Here is a 16,813-nt window from a genome sequence, read left to right as displayed (position 1 = left end):
CGGTGCGTCGGCGGGCACCGCTAGTCTGTGTCCCGCCCCTTCCGCGCCCACGAGACGGAGAAGACCGCGCATGACCGAGCCGCACATCGCCGACACCCATGACATCATCAGGGTGCAGGGCGCCCGCGAGAACAACCTCAAAGACGTCTCGATCGAGCTGCCGAAGCGGCGCCTGACCGTGTTCACCGGCGTCTCCGGATCCGGCAAGAGCTCGCTCGTGTTCGACACGATCGCGGCGGAGTCGCGCCGGCTGATCGACGAGACCTACAGCGCGTTCGTGCAGGGCTTCATGCCGTCCGTGCCGCGTCCCGACGTGGACGTGCTGGAGGGGCTCACCACGGCGATCCTCGTGGATCAGGAGCGACTGGGAGCGAACCCGCGCTCGACCGTCGGCACCGTGACCGACGCGAACGCGATGCTGCGGATCCTCTTCTCCAAGCTGGGCACCCCGTACATCGGCGGTCCCACGGCCTTCTCGTTCAACATCCCCACCCAGAAGGCCAGCGGCGTGATGACGGGCCCGGGCGGCGAGAAGAAGATCGTCAAGGACGCGATCTACCTCGGCGGGATGTGCCCGCGCTGTGAGGGCAGGGGAGCGGTGTCGGATCTGGATCTCACGCAGATCGTGGACGAGACGAAGTCGCTGAACGACGGCGCCATCATGGTGCCGGGCTACACCGCCGACGGCTGGATGGTGCGTCAGTTCGCGGAATCCGGCTTCTACCCGGCCGACAAGCCGATCTCCACGTTCACGGAGAAGCAGCGCCACCTGTTCCTTTATGGCGAGGTGACGAAGGTCAAGATCAACGGGATCAACATCACCTATGAAGGCCTGATCCCGAAGATCACCAAGTCGATGCTGTCGAAGGACATCGACGCGCTGCAGCCGCACATCCGCGCCTTCGTGGAGCGCGTCGCCACCTTCGCGGTGTGCCCGGAGTGCGACGGCACCCGACTCACGGAGGGCGCGCGCTCGTCGAAGATCGACGGGGTGAGCATCGCCGACGCGTGCCGCATGCAGGTCACCGACCTCGCGGCGTGGGTGCGCGGACTTGATCTGCCGGGCGCCGGGCCGCTGCTCGACGCCCTGCGGGCGAACCTCGACGCGTTCGTGACCCTGGGCCTGGGCTACCTCTCGCTCGAGCGGCCCAGCGGCACGCTGAGCGGGGGAGAGGCGCAGCGGATCAAGATGCTGCGCCACCTCGGATCGTCGCTCACCGACGTCACATACGTCTTCGACGAGCCGACGATCGGATTGCACCCGCACGACATCCAGCGCATGAACCGGCTGCTGGAGCAGCTGCGCGACAAGGGCAACACCGTGCTCGTGGTCGAGCACAAGCCGGAGACCATCGCGATCGCCGACCACGTGGTCGATCTCGGGCCCGGTGCGGGCAGCGCCGGGGGAGAGATCTGCTTCGAGGGCACCGTCGACGGTCTGCGCGCCAGCGGCACCCTGACGGGACGGCATCTCGACGATCGCGCCGCGCTGAAGCCCGAGGTGCGCGAACGCACCGGGGCCATCGAGGTGCGCGGTGCGACGACGAACAACCTCCAGAACGTCGACGTCGACGTGCCGCTGGCTGTGCTCACGGTCGTGACCGGCGTCGCCGGATCCGGGAAGAGCTCTTTGATCCACGGCTCGGTCGCTCCGCGCGAGGGCGTCGTCTCGATCGACCAGACCGCGATCAAGGGATCGCGACGCAGCAATCCGGCGACCTATACCGGGCTGCTCGAGCCGATCCGCAAGGCGTTCGCGAAGGCGAACGGCGTGAAGCCCGCGCTGTTCAGCGCGAACTCCGAGGGCGCGTGCCCCACGTGCAAGGGCGCTGGGGTGATCATCACCGAGCTCGGCTTCATGGACACGGTGGAGAGCCCGTGTGAGGACTGCGGCGGAAAGCGCTTCCAGGCGGCCGTGCTCGACTACAAGCTCGCCGGGAAGGACATCACCGAGGTCCTCGACATGCCGGTCGCAGAGGCGCACGAGTTCTTCCGCGGGGGAGAGGCGAAGATCCCCGCCGCGGTCACGATTCTGAGCCGGCTCGAGGACGTCGGGCTCGGATATCTGTCGCTCGGCCAACCGCTGTCGACGCTGTCGGGCGGTGAGCGCCAGCGCATCAAGCTCGCGACGCAGATGGGCGACGGTGCCGATGTCTATGTGCTGGACGAGCCGACGACCGGCCTGCATCTCGCCGACGTGGAGAATCTGCTCGCTCTGCTGGACCGCCTCGTCGATTCCGGCAAGTCGGTGATCGTGATCGAGCACCACCAGGCCGTGATGGCGCACGCCGACTGGATCATCGATGTCGGACCCGGGGCCGGGCACGACGGCGGGCGCATCGTGTACGAGGGCACGCCCGCGGATCTCGTCGCGGCGAAGTCGACCGTGACGGGTGAGCACCTCGCCGCCTACGTGGGCGCGTAAGGGGATGCGGTGGCGGATCTGAAGATCACGACGCGCAACTCGCGGTTCCAGCTGCTCGAGGCACTGACGCGCAATCGCACGCACCGCACGCGGGAGCACCGGTTCGTGGTGCAGGGGGTCCGGCCGATCACCCAGGCGATCGCGCACGGCTGGACGGTGCTCACCGCTGTCCACGACGCGGAGCGTTCTCTCTCGCCGTGGGCGCGCGATGTCCTGACCCACGCACGCGAGACGATCGCGATGAGCCCTGCGCTCCTCGCCGAGCTCGCGGACAAGGACGAGGGTGCGACGGAGGTGATCGCTGTCGTCGCCATGCCGGACGAGGACCTGACGCGGATCCCCGCGCCGCCGGATTTCCTCGGCATGGTCTTCGATCGCCCGACTCAGCCGGGGAACATCGGGGCGATCGTGCGGTCGATGGACGCGCTCGGCGGCCACGGGCTCATCGTCTCCGGGCACGCCGCCGATCCCTACGATCCGAAGTCGGTGCGCGCGTCGACCGGATCGCTGTTCGCCACGCCGGTCGTGCGAGCCACGTCGCCGGGACCGGTGCTGGACTGGGTTCAGGCCCGGCGCGCCGCGGGAACGGCGATCACGATCGTGGCGACCGACGAGCACGGCGACGTCGACGTGTGGGATCACGACTTCACACAGCCGTCCCTGGTGCTCATCGGGAATGAGACGGGCGGGCTTGCGCGGGCCTGGCGGGAGGCCGCCGACGTCATGGTCCGCGTGCCGATGAGCGGATCCGCGAGCTCTCTGAACGCGTCGAATGCGGCGACCCTCATGCTGTACGAGGCGGCGCGGCAGCGGGCGGCAGCGCGTACCTGAGCCGGCGCGCCGCTCATGGCCTGGAGGCTGTGGGTCCCGGAGTCGCCGCCTGTCTGGGCTGCCATCGCCAGATCCGCACGGTGGCAAGGACCGACAGCGTGATGACCACGGTGCCGAGCGGCACGTGCACGGCGGTGAGATGACGGAAGCCGGCGAACGCCTGGAGCGTCACGAGGAGGAGTATCCCGACGGAGGCGGAGACCGCTCGCGGAGGTCCGCCGGCCAGGGCTCGGGTCAGGATCGCGGCTGCGACCCAGATCATCACGACGACCCCCGCGAACGTGGCGTTCTCGCGATGCAGATCGAACGCGAGGCGCACCTTGCTCATGAAGATCCCTGCGAGGACTGCCTGTGTCAGCAAGAGGACCGAAGCGAGGAACGACGATACTCGGAGCAGGATCATCGGCCAGCGGCGGTCCTGCCGAGGCTGTTCGCGGGGGCTCATGACGCGAGCGTAGCAAATCAGTTCATCTGAATCTATTGCAAATGAATCTTTCTCGGGGGAGACTGGCACAGTGACAGACGTGGAGAAGCGGACGGCGATCGAGCTAGGAGTACTCCTGCACCGGGTCTACACCGCGGCGTCCCAACGACTGACCGGCAATCTGGAGCCCTTGGGCCTGACGACACGCCACGCGTCCGTCATGTTCATGATCCGCGACGGCGTGCGCACGCAGCGCGACCTCGTGGCGCGGCTCGCGATCGACAAGACGGCCATGGTGCGCACGGTCGACGATCTCGTCCGGCTCGGTCATCTCGTCAGGATCGTTTCCGCGGAAGATCGACGCGTCACGATCCTTGAGCTCACGGACGGCGGAACGCGTGCGCTGGCCGAGGTCCAGCAGCAGACGAGCATCGTCGCGGGAGAACTGTTCGACGCCGTCGCTCCCGAGGAGATCGAGGTCCTGGCGTCCGTCCTGACGCGGCTCGACGCGCGCCTCGGCCGCCCCCTGTGAATCGGACCACAAACTCCGATAATGCACATTATGTCAGCTCAGGCAGGGGGCCCCTCTCCCTGCGGTGCGCAGACCGGTCCGGGTGTGCGACGCGTATTACGCTCGTTAGGAGCAGACGTGAGAGACGCGAGGAGGCACCATGGACGATGCTTTCGCGGAAGCGATGGTGATCCTGGACCGCGCCGACGGATCTCCTCAGCTGTTCAGCACCACGTTCCTCGACGTCTTCCCCGTCGACGGCGCATCGGTCTCCACTCTCGGTGACGTCCTGGGCACGGATATCGTGTCCACGACCGGCCCCGATGCGCGGACGCTGGATGAGCTGCAGTTCGACCTGGGTGAAGGACCCTGCTGGGATGCCGTGCGACTGGGCACACCTGTGTCTGAAGCGGACCTCAACCAGGGCGGTGTCGGCCGATGGCCGGCGTTCGCCGCGGCAGCTGTGCAGAAGGGGCCGGCGGTGTCGATCTTCGCCTTCCCCGTAGCCGTCGGATCGCTGCGGTTCGGGGCGGTCGATCTGTTCACGACGACCCGGCTGACCCTGTCCCCCCATCAGACGCGGCAGGCCAGCGCGATGGCGCGCGTCATCGGCCGTCACCTGTTGCGCGATGCCGTCGAGCAGGTGAACGAGGAGGATGCCGCAAGAACGAGCGGGTCGAGCAGGAGGACGGTCCATCAGGCGACCGGAATGGTCCTGGCTCAGCTGCAGGTGGCTCCCGAGGAGGCGCTGCTCGTGATCCAGGGGCGCGCCTTCGCGCTTGGCAAGCCGGTTGCGGAAATCGCAGTCGACGTTGTAGAACGGCGTCTCCGGTTCCGGATGGTCGACGGTGAGATCGAGGCGGTGGAATGAACGGCACGAGCTTCGATTCTCGGCTCCTCACGACCTTCACCAGTCTCGCCGACACCCTCGTCGACGACTACGACGTGGTCGAGCTGCTGCAGACGTTGGTCGATGCGTGCCGGGACGTGCTCGGCGTGACGGCGGCCGGGATCCTGCTGGCCGATGAGACGGGCGAACTCGAGCTCGTCGCTTCCACCAGCGAGGCGAGCCATCTGGTCGAGGTGTTCCAGTTGTCGGCGCAGTCCGGTCCGTGCATCGACTGCTTCCGCACCGGCTCCCCCATCCTGGTGCCATCGCTCGCGACGGCGGCCGGGTGGGACTCCTTCCGCGTCGAGGCGCTTGCGCAGGGCTTCGCCTCGATCCACGCTCTCCCGCTCCGGCTCCGGGAGCAGACCATCGGCACGTTGAACCTGATGAGCTCACAGGAAGGCCCGCTGTCGGACGAGGTGCTGGTCGCAGCGCGCGCTCTCGCAGATGTGGCCACCATCGGGATCCTCCACGAGCGGTCGTTCCGTGAGTCCGAGCTGCTCGCCGAGCAGCTGCGTATCGCTCTCAGCAGCCGCGTCGTCATAGAGCAGGCTAAGGGCGTGGTGTCGTTCACCGCTGATCTGCCCATCGATCAGGCCTTCGAACGGATCCGCGCCTACGCCCGGCACCACCAGCTGCCACTGAGCCAGGTCGCAGGCAGGATCGTGCGGCGGGAGCTGCATTTCGACGCCGATTCCGAGCGATGATCTGAACCTCCTCGAGCCGGTTGCCCGGATCTTGGCGGATCTTAGACTGGAAGAGGAAAGCGGACGCCCCAGACCCCGGCGCGCGAGTTCGACGCTGCGCACGGGATTCTGACATGAAGCTGATCATCACTCCGCTGGGTTCGTACCTCACCGGCGACGAGATCGCCGACGCTCTCCTGGACTACGGTCACGCACTCGCCCGGAACCAGACCACGGACCTCGTGGACATCCCTGTCGTGGTGGAAAAGACCACGAGGCGGCTGCGACTCACGGTCGGATGGATGGTGCAACTGCAGAGCCTGGAGACCGAAGCCCGCGAAACCGAACTGGTCTCCCTCGCCACCACGAAGTCCCTGCGGGCCCGAACCGCCAAACTCGTCGACGGCGAGCCGAGCCTGGCGTGGCCGGTCCAAGCGGAGGCCGACGCCGGGACAGACGATGACGGCTTCTTCGAGTACGGCCTGTGAGCACCTCAGCGCATCTCGGTGCGGACCGGTCGTGGTCGACCGCTCGCGGATCCGTGGGGGAAATCCGGGGTGCGTCCGCGCTGGACTTCCGCAGGAGGCGTCGCGGCGGAGGGGGCGACATCCTCGGAGGTGAGCTGGATGCCGCCCGCCGAGTAGGCCGTCCTCGCCAGATTCGCGAGATGGCTCCGATCGATCTCGGGCGGCTCGGGATCGTCGAACACGAACGTGAGCTCGACAGCGGGGCTCAGCCAGATCGTGCTCCGCGCGGACGGCTGCCCTTCGGGGTGCGGCCACGACAGGGTGAAGCTCTCGCCCCGGCGCAGCTTCGTGGCGATCAGCACCTTGAGATGGGCGAGCGCACGGTCTTCGACGTGGATCGGGGTGGCGCAGCTGCCGTAGAAGATGGTTCCCAAGGTGCCTCCTCACCTGCGAGCTTCGTGAACGATGCGACGGTCGAGCCGGTCTGAGGGCGCAGCCGCGATCACGCCGCGCCCCCGTCGGCTGCCGCATCATCGTCAGGGACGCCCGCGGGCCGCACGCGCAGCCGGTCGGGGCGGAAACCGTGCTCGACACCCCACAGGACCGCCTCAGTGCGGGTGGATGCACCGATGCGCCGATAGGCGGACCGTATGTAGGTCTTGACGGAATTGATGGACAGGTGCGTGCGGCCGGCGATCTGCGTGTTTGTCAGCCCTTGCGTGATGAGAGCGAGGACCTCTGACTCCCGGGCCGTGAGCCCTTCCTCGCGGCCCGGCCAGTCACCGGTCCCGCTCGCAGGCCTGCCGTGTGAGTCGACCCAGACCCTCGGTCCCCCGGCGCAGATCTGCTGCAGCGCGATGACGAGCTGATGCGCGGGGATCCCCTTGGACACGTATCCCCCGGCGCCGTTTGCGATGGCGGCGCTGATCAGAGCCTGGTCGAGCGTCCACGAGTACACGACGACCCGCCTGACGCGCGGGTTCGCCGCAAGAGCGTGGACATCGGCCCGGTCCCCCTGGACCGATGCGAAGGTGTCGTACAGTGCGACGTCGACCATCTCGGCGACCGGCTGGTTCAGATCCAGTTCGACGACCTGAACCTGATCCTGATACGCGCGCAGCATCGCAACGAGCCCGCGCACGACGACCTCGTAATCGTTGACCAAGGCGATCCGCAGCACACTCACCGTCCCGTGCCCGCTGGACCGGGCGTCTCATGCGTCCACGCTAGGCGCATAGGGGAGGTGTGTCTTCACCCCCAGGGGTGAGAGGCGCTCCCCCGTCCCCTGCGGGAACCAGTCAGTATGCGCGGGCGACGACGGCGACGAGATCCTGCTCGGGGTGCATCGGATCCGGCATCCGTCCGTCGCGGGTCTGCAGGCAGCGCACGGTGATGGCGTGCTTGTTGAGCTCCCTCTCACCGGCTTCGCCGAGCTCGCTCCAACTGATCACCGCGAATCCGGTCGTCGCCGCCTCCCGTGCCTCGTCGATCGTCGACACGTGCGTGGTGCGGGCGGCGAGGCGCGCGCGGGCGTTCCCGAGCATGTCCTCCTGCATCCGGGCCAGGAGCCCCGGGATCGCGGAGGCCAGGTCCGCAAGGGGCAGTGCAGACTTGCCGTGGATGTCGCGGCGGGCGTACGTGACCTGCGCCGCGTCGAGATCGCGCGGGCCGACCTCTATCCGCAGCGGCACGCCCTTGAGCTCCCATTCCGTGGCACGACGGCCGAAGCCCGGGGTGCTGCGTGCGTCGAGCTTCGCGCGCACCCCCGCGGCCTCCAGATCGGCGACGATCCGCCGTGCGGCACCGACCGTGCGATCGTCGTCCTTCACGGCGATGACGACCACCTGGTGCGGCGCGATGCGCGGCGGGATGCGCAGTCCGGAATCGTCGCCGTGAGACATGAAAAGGCCGCCCATCATGCGCGTCGAGGAGCCCCATGAGGTCGTCCACGCGGTCTGCACCTGGCCTTGAGCATCCGTGTACGTGATGTCGAAGGCGGTGGCGAAGTTCTGGCCGAGCTCGTGACTCGTGGCCATCTGCAGCGCCTTGCCGTCCCCCATCATCGCCTCGCAGGTCATCGTGTTGATGGCGCCGGCGAAGCGCTCCGAGGGGCTCTTGAAGCCCGGCAGCACGGGGATCGCCAGAACGTTCTCCAGGAAGTCCCGGTACACCTCGAGATGGATGCGGGTGGCGTACGCCGCGGCGTCCTCCCGCGTGGCGTGAGCGGTGTGCCCCTCCTGCCACAGGAACTCGCTGGTGCGCAGGAACAACCGGGGACGCATCTCCCACCGCACGACGTTCGCCCACTGGTTCAGCAGCAGCGGCAGATCGCGGTGGGACTGGATCCACTTGGCCATGAGCTCGCCGAACACAGTCTCGGACGTCGGCCGGACGACCACCGGCTCGGTGAGCTCCTTTCCGCCGGCGTGCGTGACCACGGCGAGTTCCGGGCTGAAGCCCTCGACGTGCTCGGCTTCGCGCTCGAGGTACGACTGCGGGATGAACAGCGGCAGGTACACGTTCTCGGCGCCGGCCGCCTTGATGCGCGCATCCACCTCGGCCTGCATCCGCTCCCACATCGCGTAGGCATACGGTCGGATGACCATCGTTCCGCGCACGGGGCCGTTGTCGGCGAGCTCGGCCTTCTCCAGGACATCCTGGTACCAGCGGGGGAAGTCGGTGTCGACGGATGCGAGGATCCTCTGTCGTTCTGCCACGAGGCCAGGCTATTGCCCCGCGTCGATCTCGCCGCTACCGACGACCCGGTCTTCTCATCGGATAGGGCCGCTGCTCCCCTGCCGGGACTCAGAGGCCCGCGGCCTTGAGGGCTGCGGCGACGTGCAGCGCGGTGGTCGGGAACACCGGCACGTCGGCGTCCCGCTGCGTGATGAGGAGCTCGATCTCGGTGCAGCCGAGGATGATGCCCTCGGCACCCGCGTCGACCAGGCGCTCGATGACGTCTCCGTACGTCCGACGCGACTCCTCGGTGACGACTCCCTGCACCAGCTCCTCGTAGATGATCCGGTGCACCGCCGCCCGGTTCTCGGCATCGGGAATCAGCGCGGTGATGCCGTGCGATGCGAGCCGGTCGCGATAGAACTCCTGCTCCATCGTGAAGGCCGTGCCCAGCAGGCCGACCGTGCGCAGGCGCGCGGCGGTGATCGCCTCCGCGGTCGAGTCCGCGATGTGCAGGAAAGGGACGCTGATGGCCTCGGTGATCCTGTCCGCGACGAGGTGCATCGTATTCGTGCACAGCACCACGAGGCCCGCGCCGGCGGCCTCGAGCCCGCGCGCGTGGGACGCGAGCAGGTCGCCCGCGGCGTCCCACTCCCCTGATGCCTGCATCGCCTCGATCTCTGCGAAATCGAGCGAGTCGAGCAGGATCGGGGCCGAGTGGAAGCCGCCGAGCTCCTGCCTCACCTGCTCGTTCGCCATCCGGTACCAGTCCAGTGAGGACTCCCAGCTCATGCCGCCCAGGACGCCGATGGTCTTCATGCCTTCACGGTACCGGCGCGGCCGGCACGCATGATGCGGGAGCCCCTCGGGGCTATACCGACCCGCCGCTGTGGTGCCGGGCGGCGGCATCCCCGGTCCACGGAGGCGCGCCTTCGGTCGACCCCCACCCCTCTCGCCTCGCCGCCAAGACGGATGCAAGGCCGGCGAGCACCGTGACGATGACGCCGGAGATCACGCCCGCCCGCACATCCTGCGTAAGGAACCCGACACCGGTGCCGGCGACGACACCGAACAGCAGCGCGGTCGTCCAGGCAGCGACGAGATATCCCCGTGTCGGCCTCGGAATCGGGGTGTCGTTCATGTCTGAAGGATACGGAGAGCTCTGCGGTCGCACCAGCAGATGGTGCGCGCTGGGACGCGTGTCCTCAACCTGGAATGCCACGACCCGCGCGGCGGTTCACGAGGACATGATCACCGGGGAATTCTCCGCCGAGCGCGCGTTCGCACGGCCCCTGTCGGAAGTGTGGCGCGGATACAGCGATCCAGCCCTGCGCGCGCTATGGCGTTCGGTTCCCGGTTCGCGAAGCCGCTTCTCGGTCGACTTCCGGCCAGGCGGCAGGGAGGTCGCCGAGGGGATCTTCGCGCCATCGGGGGTCGACGAGACCATTGTGTCGACGGCGGACTTCCTCGACATCGTCGACCGCGACCGCATCGTCTTCGCCTCATCGCTGCGGCTCGACGGCGTCCTTCGCTGGGCCTCCCTCGTGACGGTCGCGTTCAGCGGCGGGGACTCGACCACCTCCGTGCGGCACACCGAGCAGTTCACGTTCCTGGTCTACGACGGTGACGGTGAGAACGACGTCGCCCATCTCCGCGGCGGTCTGAACTTGCAATGGAATCGCTTCGAGGTCGCGCTGGACTCTCTGCGCGCAAGCACGTCGCAAACCGTGAGGCTCTGATCAGGCTGGTCCCTCCGGGTGCGCGAGGTCGTAGGCGCGGGACAGCTTCTGCGGTACGACCATGCGCCACGCGTCCACCACGAACTCGCGCGCCTCCCCCGGCTCGAGGGCGGCGAGGGTCGAGCGGACCCAGTGGAACCGCATGTCGGACGGGGAGGGCAGCTGGAACTTCTCCGGCTGTCCCCCGATCAGGCCCTCGCGCAGCTCCTTCGGGAAGGCGAACTCCATGGCGCGTTCGTCGGCCGAGAACGCCACGTACACGAGCTGCCCCACGCGGAACTTCAGCCGGCCGCGGACGCGCACCTCGTAGGAGCGCTCCAGGGTGGATCCGAGCGCGCGGACGTCCTCGATCGTGGCCATGCTCACTCCGCTGTGTCACGCACTGTCAGCAGAGATCGTCCGTGTTCGTTCTCCTTCGTCACACGGCCGGTCTCGACGAACCCGAGCTTCTCGAGCACGCGACGGGAGGCGACGTTCCAGTCCCATACCGTCGCCCACAATCGCGGATGTCCGGCCTCACGAGCCCATTCGACCACGGCCCGACCGGCTTCGGTCGCGTACCCGCGGTTGTGCATGGCGAGGAGCAGTTCGAACGCCAGTTCCGGACCGGCGAGGCGCCGCGTGCTGTCGAAGACGAGGCCACAGTATCCGATGACCTCGCCCGTCGTCCGGCTCGTCACCGTCAGCAGGCCCGGGCGTTCGTCGTCGGCGGCCTCCCGGATCTGGCTGACGATGTCGGCCTCGGTCGGGCGCCCTTCCTGGTCGATACGCCGATGAGGCGGAACGCGGAGATCGCGTTCCGCCCACAGCTGCCGGAACACGGCTGCGTCCTCGACGCGTTGCGGACGGAGGATCAACCTCTCCGTCGTCAGGGTCGTGCGAGCCGCTTCACCGGGCATGACCTCATCCTCGCACTGCTTCGGGGAGATCCGGGTGGCGTCGATGTCGCAGCACGGCCATCTGCGGCGACTTCCTTCACAGGGCCGCACGCTGGTGCGCGCAACGCCCTGAGCTCGTCGTCTCAGCGCCGCGGCGTCCAGCCCGCCGGCAGCGGGCCGGTGAGAAGTGCGCGCTCCTCGTCGGCGGCACGGGACCAGCCCTGCGCCGCGTCCTCGGCGTCGAACCCGCCTCGCGCGACACGGAAGCCCAGATCGTCCTGCGCGGTACGCGGGTCCCCGCCGCGCCGCACCGAAGCCCGCACGCTCCACGCGTCGTCCGCGAACCCGCCGCCGCGGAACACCCGGTATTCGCCGTAGCGGGCGGGATCCAGCAGGTCCCAGCACCACTCCCACACATTTCCGAGGGTGTCGAAGAGCCCGTTCAGGTTGGGCATCCGCTCCCCCACGCGCTGCGCGTGGCGGACGCCGTCGGCGGCCGTCCACGCGACCTCGTGCAGGGGGCCGTAGTGCGGCGTCGTGGAGCCGGCACGGCACGCGTACTCCCACTCCGCCTCTGTGGGCAGGCGGTACCCATCGGCGGTGACATCCCAGCGCACCTCGGTGTCGTCGAACCGATATACCGGATCCAGGACCTCCCACTCCGATGCCGCGTTGCAGAAGCGAATAGCGCGCTGCCAGGAGATGCCGACTGCCGGACGGTCTGGATGCTGCGCCGCGATGCCGAGCAGCTCCGAAGCCTGTTCCTCGGTGACGGCGAACACGCCGATCTCGAAGGGCTTGAGCGCGACGGTCCAGCGCCGTCTGGTCCGCGCGTCGTGCAGCGCGACGGAACCGGCCGGCAAGGCACGCATCTCGATCTCACTCATCTCAGGGCAGTCTAAGAGCCGCGTCCGTAGCATCGGATCCATGACCGCCGCCCCGCATCGCACGCTCGATCGGGTCTTCGCGGTGAGCCTCGTGCTGAAGGGGCTGGACGGTGCCGCCGAGCTGATCGGCGGGCTCGCCCTGCTCTTCATCTCCCCGGCCCGGCTGCGGGAGTGGCTCGGCGATGTGGTGTCGTTCGTGCTGGTCGGGCACGAGCACTCCCCCGTCTTCCATTGGGCCGCACACCTCGGCGACGCCTGGGGCACCGGGACGACGCTGTTCGCGGCCGCGTACCTGCTGCTGCATGGCATCGTCAAGGTCGTGCTGGTCTGGGCGCTGCTGCGCGGGCAGCTCTGGGCCTATCCCTGGATGCTTGCTGCCCTCGCCATGTTCATCGTGCTGCAGTGCTGCGAACTGATCGTGCACTTCAGCGGGTGGATGCTCGCACTCACGCTCTTCGACGTGTTCATCGTGATCCTCACCGCGCGCGAATGGCAGCTGCATCGGCGGCGGGGCGCGGACGCCGCCGATGTCGGACCCGGCGTCTAGCGTCTCCTGCATGACACGCGCGATCTTCTACACCGCTTCGACGCTGAACGGATTCCTCGCCGATCCGCACGATTCGCTGGACTGGCTCCTCACGATCCCGCAGGACGAGGCCATGGCCGACATCGCCGCGTTCACCGAGCGGATCGGCGTGATGGTCGAGGGCTCCGCGACCTACGAATGGGTGCGCGAGCACGAGGATCTGCTCGCCCACCCGGAGCGGTGGCAGCAGTTCTACGGCGACCGACCGACCTTCGTCTTCACCCGGCGCCAGCCGGAGCGGGTGCCCGGCGCCGACATCCGTTTCGTGCAGGGAGCGGTGACAGAGCACTGGCCGGACATCGTCGCGGCCGCCGGGGGCAAGGACGTGTGGATCGTGGGCGGCGGGGATCTCGTCGGCCAGTTCGCCGACGCGGGCCTGCTCGACGAGATCGTCGTGACGTTCGCGCCGGTCACGCTCGCCGCCGGTAAGCCGCTGCTGCCCCGCGATCTCGATCACACCCGACTCGAACTGATGGGCGTACGTCGCGCGGGACCGTTCGCCGAACTCACGTATCGGGTGTCGGGGCGCGCCCACCACGCGTGACCGCTGCCCGTCGCACGGAGCGGACGGGTCGGATGGACCCTCTACGCTGAACACGTGCCGGACGCCCTCCTGACCGCCGAACGGCTCGTGCGCCGGTTCGCCCGAGAGACCAACCTGCTGATCGCGGGGCGGACCATCGACGTCATCGGCGAGAGCGAGGTCGCGGACGCGCTGCGCGTGCTCCTCTCGCGCCTCGGTGCCCGGTCGGGGCCTGGCGGCGTCGCGTTCGCGCCCGGTGCCGAGCGCGAGATCCTGCTGCACGGGGTTCCGCTCCCTCTGCGACAGAGCGCCGATGACCGCATCGACTTCGCCGGCGCACACATGCCGGTATCGCGAGGGATCGCCGAGACGCTCCGCGAATCCGGCGCGGTGCGCGGCATCCGCATCGGCATCGCGATGGTCCTCGAGCCGAAGACGGCGCAGCTCGCCCTGCTGCTGCGCGATGCAGGCGCCGAGGTCGCGGTGTACGCGCATCCCGACGAGATCGACGTCGAGGTCGCTGCGGCGCTGCGCGCCCGGGGCATCCCGGTGGACGGCAATCCCGCGCTCTCGGGTGCTGCGGAGCGGGCGGCCGCTGTCGCGTTCCTCCGCCGGGACCACGAGCTGCTGCTCGACGACGGCTCCCACCTGATCCGGCTCGCGCACGAGGAAGGCATCCTCGCAGGGCTGCGCGGTGCCGCCGAGGAGACGACGAGCGGCCTCGCGCCCCTGCGTCGGATGGCGGCGCAAGGAGCCCTGAGGATCCCGGTGATCGCCGTCAACGACGCGCCGATGAAGACCGCTTTCGACAACCGATACGGCACCGGGCAGTCCTGCGTGTTCGCCATCGCCGACGTGCTCGACACGGCGGGGATCGGTCTGCGGGACCAACCCGCGGTGGTGATCGGTTACGGGCCCGTGGGCGAGGGCGTGGCGGCGCATCTGCGCGCCCTCGGCGCCTCGGTCGCCGTCACGGAGACGGATCCGGTGCGAGCCCTGCGGGCGGCGCACGACGGCTACGTCACCGGACTGCTGCGGGATCTCGCGCCCGGCGCGCTCGTCGTCTCGGCCACGGGCGTGCCGCACTCGATCGACGCCGCCACCCTGCGCGCGGCACGGATCGCCGCGGTCGCCGGCGGCGTCCCGGGCGAGGCGGATGTCGATCTCGCCGCTCTGCAGCCGATGTCGGGCGCCTCGGCCGCGATCCCCCACCTGGACCGGACCGGCGAGGGCGCCCTTCTCCTCGCGCGGGGCGGCTGCGTCAACCTCGCGGCAGCCGAGGGCAACCCGATCGAGATCATGGACCTGTCCTTCGCCGTCCAGCTGTCGGCGGTCGCGCAGCTGCTCGGCTCGTCGCTGCCGGCCGGTGTGCACCCCTTCCCCGCCGACGCCGACGCGGCGGTCGCACGTGCAGCCCTGGCGGCGCGCGGCGAGCAGATCGACGTGCGCTCCGACGCGCAGCACCGCGCGCAGCGGGACTGGCGCTCTCCGCGGTACCGCGGGGAGGGCGCGGCATGACCGGTGTCATCCTCTATTCGGCCGGACTGGTCCTGCCGATCACGGCGCCGCCCATCGCCGAGGGCGCGGTGGCGGTGCGGAACGGGCGGATCCTGCACGTGGGCGAGCGCGCCTGGGTGCGTCGTTCACTCGCCGATCGTGGGATCGCGCCGACCGAGGTGCACTGGCCCGGGGTGTTGACCCCTGGCCTCGTCAACGCGCACTCCCACCTCCAGTACACCGGCATGGCAGAGGTCGGACGGGGCAGGTACCACGGTTTCGAAGACTGGGCGGGGGCGTTCGATCCGGTGTACGAACGCGGGCGGGACTGGGCCGCGGACGCCGCCGACGGCGCGGCCCAACTGATCCGCTCCGGGACCACCGCGGTCGCGGACGTCGTCACGGATGTCGAGGCGGCAGCGGCGCTGCACGACGCTCGACTGCACGGCATCACCTACTGGGAGGTGATGAGCTGGACCAACGCCGATTGGGCGCGTACCGGACGCCGCCAGGTGGAGGACGCCCTGGACGCGCTGCCCGCTCCCCCCGGCACCGGACTCTCGCCCCACGCGCCCTACTCGCTCGAGATCGAGCCGCTCCTGGAGATCCCGGACATCGTCAGAGAGCGCGGCGGCCGGATCCACATCCATCTCGGCGAGGCGGCGTTCGAGAGCGAGTTCGCGCACGAACAGGCGCACGCCTGGCACAAGGCCGGCCTCACGAGCTTCCAGGAGCTGCGGGATGCGGGCTTCGGCACCAGCGCGACGGAGTTCGTGGACCAGCTCGGGGTGCTCGGGCCGGACTGCCACATCGCTCATGGCGTCTACATGAGTGCCCGCGACCGCGCGATCCTGCGAGAGCGCCACACGAGCGTCGCACTGTGTCCGCGCTCCAACGCGGTGATCGGGCTCGAGGAGCCGCCGATCGCCGCATATCTGCGCGAGGGCAACCCCATCGCGGTGGGCACCGACTCCCTCTCGTCGAGCCCTTCCCTCGACCTGCTCGCGGACGTCGCAGAGCTGGCGCGCATCGCCCGCTCGCAGGGCTACACCGACCGCGACCTGCACGCGCGGCTCCTGAACGCGGCGACCCTCGGCGGTGCCCACGCCATGGGCATCGACGTGGGTCCGGATCGCACGGGGTACCTCGCGGTCGGCGCGCTCGCGGACCTCGCGTTCTTCGACGTGCCCTCCGGACCAGACGCCGTCGTGGAACTCGTCGAGGCCGGCGCCGGACGCGCCGCCGCGACCGTGATCGCCGGCGAATTGCGCCACGCGACACCGGCGTTCGATGCATCCCTTCCCGCGAACGGAGACACCGCGTGACAGACCCCATCCCCGCGACCGCCACCCGCCTCGGTCTGGAGCCGCACCCCGAGGGCGGCTGGTTCCGGCGCACCTGGACCAGCACGCATCCCGTGGAGACCGCGAACGGCACCCGCCCCGCCGCGACGTGCATCCACTACCTCCTCAGGGCTGACGAGTCCAGTGCCTGGCACGTGGTCTCCAGCGACGAGTTGTGGCTCTGGCACGGGCCGGGCCGTCTCGCGCTGCGCCTGGGCGGATCCGGGTCCGCGCCGGAGGAGGCCGAGACGATCGTGCTCGGACCGGACGACGCGGCGCAGGCCTTGGTCCCCGCAGGCGTATGGCAGGCCGCCCGGCCGCTGGACGACCTCGAAGTGCTCGTCTCCTGCTTCGTTTCGCCGGGTTTCGACTTCGCCGACTGGCGTCTCGCCGATTCCTCTACGGTATGAACGGGGCACCTGCGCCCGCCGTCGCACCCGCCCGCCCCCGC

At 69.2% G+C, this 16,813-nt stretch carries 21 protein-coding genes; 12 read left to right on the top strand and 9 right to left on the bottom strand.

Annotation, left to right across the window (positions count from 1 at the left end; genetic code table 11):
- Window positions 1–70 precede the first annotated feature (70 nt).
- Complete coding sequence (locus tag AERO9AM_RS09275; RefSeq protein WP_159575878.1) at window positions 71–2,425, top strand: ATP-binding cassette domain-containing protein; 2,355 nt, start codon at window positions 71–73, stop codon at window positions 2,423–2,425.
- Window positions 2,426–2,434: 9 nt separating this feature from the next.
- Complete coding sequence (locus AERO9AM_RS09270; RefSeq protein ID WP_159575877.1) at window positions 2,435–3,256, top strand: TrmH family RNA methyltransferase; 822 nt, start codon at window positions 2,435–2,437, stop codon at window positions 3,254–3,256.
- A gap of 13 nt (window positions 3,257–3,269) precedes the next feature.
- On the opposite strand, the gene AERO9AM_RS09265 is transcribed toward AERO9AM_RS09270, so the two are convergent.
- Window positions 3,270–3,584, bottom strand: coding sequence for a hypothetical protein (locus tag AERO9AM_RS09265; protein ID WP_159575876.1), 315 nt, complete (start codon window positions 3,582–3,584; stop codon window positions 3,270–3,272).
- Between the two features lie 187 nt (window positions 3,585–3,771).
- Between AERO9AM_RS09265 and AERO9AM_RS09260 the strand changes: the two genes are divergently transcribed.
- The 4 genes from AERO9AM_RS09260 (at window position 3,772) to AERO9AM_RS09245 (ending at window position 6,254) form a co-directional block, all read left to right on the top strand.
- On the top strand, window positions 3,772–4,212 hold the full coding sequence (locus tag AERO9AM_RS09260) for a MarR family winged helix-turn-helix transcriptional regulator (protein ID WP_328821158.1): 441 nt from the start codon (window positions 3,772–3,774) through the stop codon (window positions 4,210–4,212).
- Between the two features lie 163 nt (window positions 4,213–4,375).
- A complete protein-coding gene (locus tag AERO9AM_RS09255; RefSeq protein ID WP_236602557.1) occupies window positions 4,376–5,062 on the top strand; it encodes a GAF and ANTAR domain-containing protein in 687 nt (228 codons plus the stop codon).
- Window positions 5,059–5,787 (top strand): GAF and ANTAR domain-containing protein, encoded by a 729-nt coding sequence (locus AERO9AM_RS09250; protein ID WP_159575873.1) that lies wholly within the window; start codon window positions 5,059–5,061, stop codon window positions 5,785–5,787. Before AERO9AM_RS09255 ends, AERO9AM_RS09250 begins: the two co-directional genes overlap by 4 nt.
- A 113-nt stretch (window positions 5,788–5,900) precedes the next feature.
- Window positions 5,901–6,254, top strand: a complete 354-nt coding sequence (locus tag AERO9AM_RS09245) for a hypothetical protein (protein ID WP_159575872.1) — start codon at window positions 5,901–5,903, stop codon at window positions 6,252–6,254.
- Between the two features lie 5 nt (window positions 6,255–6,259).
- Here AERO9AM_RS09245 and AERO9AM_RS09240 read toward each other — a convergent pair whose 3' ends face one another.
- The 5 genes from AERO9AM_RS09240 to AERO9AM_RS09220 all read right to left on the bottom strand — a co-directional run bounded on the left by AERO9AM_RS09240 (window position 6,260) and on the right by AERO9AM_RS09220 (window position 10,050).
- Complete coding sequence (locus AERO9AM_RS09240) at window positions 6,260–6,667, bottom strand: DUF7882 family protein (RefSeq protein WP_236602556.1); 408 nt, start codon at window positions 6,665–6,667, stop codon at window positions 6,260–6,262.
- A gap of 68 nt (window positions 6,668–6,735) precedes the next feature.
- Window positions 6,736–7,419, bottom strand: coding sequence for a response regulator transcription factor (locus AERO9AM_RS09235; protein WP_159575871.1), 684 nt, complete (start codon window positions 7,417–7,419; stop codon window positions 6,736–6,738).
- A 112-nt stretch (window positions 7,420–7,531) separates the two neighbouring features.
- Window positions 7,532–8,950, bottom strand: coding sequence for a proline--tRNA ligase (gene proS, locus AERO9AM_RS09230; RefSeq protein ID WP_236602555.1), 1,419 nt, complete (start codon window positions 8,948–8,950; stop codon window positions 7,532–7,534).
- 88 nt (window positions 8,951–9,038) lie between these two features.
- Window positions 9,039–9,728, bottom strand: a complete 690-nt coding sequence (locus AERO9AM_RS09225) for an aspartate/glutamate racemase family protein (RefSeq protein ID WP_159575870.1) — start codon at window positions 9,726–9,728, stop codon at window positions 9,039–9,041.
- A gap of 52 nt (window positions 9,729–9,780) precedes the next feature.
- The gene (locus AERO9AM_RS09220; RefSeq protein ID WP_159575869.1) at window positions 9,781–10,050 is read right to left on the bottom strand and encodes a hypothetical protein; all 270 of its coding nucleotides are present in this window, start codon (window positions 10,048–10,050) and stop codon (window positions 9,781–9,783) included.
- 58 nt (window positions 10,051–10,108) lie between these two features.
- Here AERO9AM_RS09220 and AERO9AM_RS09215 point away from each other — a divergent pair, with 58 nt between their 5' ends.
- Window positions 10,109–10,648 carry an SRPBCC domain-containing protein gene (locus tag AERO9AM_RS09215; protein ID WP_159575868.1) on the top strand — a complete coding sequence of 180 codons (540 nt, stop codon included), beginning with the start codon at window positions 10,109–10,111 and terminating at the stop codon, window positions 10,646–10,648.
- Here the strand turns inward: AERO9AM_RS09215 and AERO9AM_RS09210 are convergent, their stop codons facing one another.
- The 3 genes from AERO9AM_RS09210 to AERO9AM_RS09200 all read right to left on the bottom strand — a co-directional run bounded on the left by AERO9AM_RS09210 (window position 10,649) and on the right by AERO9AM_RS09200 (window position 12,413).
- Window positions 10,649–11,008 (bottom strand): hypothetical protein, encoded by a 360-nt coding sequence (locus tag AERO9AM_RS09210; protein WP_159575867.1) that lies wholly within the window; start codon window positions 11,006–11,008, stop codon window positions 10,649–10,651.
- 2 nt (window positions 11,009–11,010) lie between these two features.
- Window positions 11,011–11,547 carry a GNAT family N-acetyltransferase gene (locus AERO9AM_RS09205; RefSeq protein WP_159575866.1) on the bottom strand — a complete coding sequence of 179 codons (537 nt, stop codon included), beginning with the start codon at window positions 11,545–11,547 and terminating at the stop codon, window positions 11,011–11,013.
- Between the two features lie 122 nt (window positions 11,548–11,669).
- Window positions 11,670–12,413, bottom strand: coding sequence for a formylglycine-generating enzyme family protein (locus AERO9AM_RS09200; protein WP_159575865.1), 744 nt, complete (start codon window positions 12,411–12,413; stop codon window positions 11,670–11,672).
- A gap of 40 nt (window positions 12,414–12,453) precedes the next feature.
- On the opposite strand from AERO9AM_RS09200, the gene AERO9AM_RS09195 reads away from it, so the two are divergent.
- Genes AERO9AM_RS09195 through AERO9AM_RS09175 form a run of 5 tightly spaced genes read left to right on the top strand, consistent with a single transcriptional unit; the run spans window position 12,454 to window position 16,772 of the window.
- A complete protein-coding gene (locus AERO9AM_RS09195; protein ID WP_159575864.1) occupies window positions 12,454–12,960 on the top strand; it encodes a DUF2127 domain-containing protein in 507 nt (168 codons plus the stop codon).
- A 10-nt stretch (window positions 12,961–12,970) separates the two neighbouring features.
- Window positions 12,971–13,543 (top strand): dihydrofolate reductase family protein, encoded by a 573-nt coding sequence (locus AERO9AM_RS09190; RefSeq protein WP_159575863.1) that lies wholly within the window; start codon window positions 12,971–12,973, stop codon window positions 13,541–13,543.
- Window positions 13,544–13,597: 54 nt separating this feature from the next.
- Window positions 13,598–15,040: an adenosylhomocysteinase gene (locus tag AERO9AM_RS09185; RefSeq protein WP_159575862.1), complete on the top strand. Its 1,443-nt coding sequence runs from the start codon at window positions 13,598–13,600 to the stop codon at window positions 15,038–15,040.
- Window positions 15,037–16,344 (top strand): amidohydrolase family protein, encoded by a 1,308-nt coding sequence (locus tag AERO9AM_RS09180; RefSeq protein ID WP_159575861.1) that lies wholly within the window; start codon window positions 15,037–15,039, stop codon window positions 16,342–16,344. The genes AERO9AM_RS09185 and AERO9AM_RS09180 overlap by 4 nt, the downstream gene beginning before the upstream one ends.
- Window positions 16,341–16,772, top strand: a complete 432-nt coding sequence (locus AERO9AM_RS09175) for a cupin domain-containing protein (RefSeq protein WP_159575860.1) — start codon at window positions 16,341–16,343, stop codon at window positions 16,770–16,772. The genes AERO9AM_RS09180 and AERO9AM_RS09175 overlap by 4 nt, the downstream gene beginning before the upstream one ends.
- Window positions 16,773–16,813: the final 41 nt, after the last annotated feature.

Origin of the sequence: Microbacterium sp. 8M, assembly GCF_902506375.1 — a bacterium.
Lineage (GTDB): Bacteria > Actinomycetota > Actinomycetes > Actinomycetales > Microbacteriaceae > Microbacterium.
Note: the sequence above shows the minus strand (reverse complement) of the source record. Positions and strands in the feature narration are given on the sequence as shown.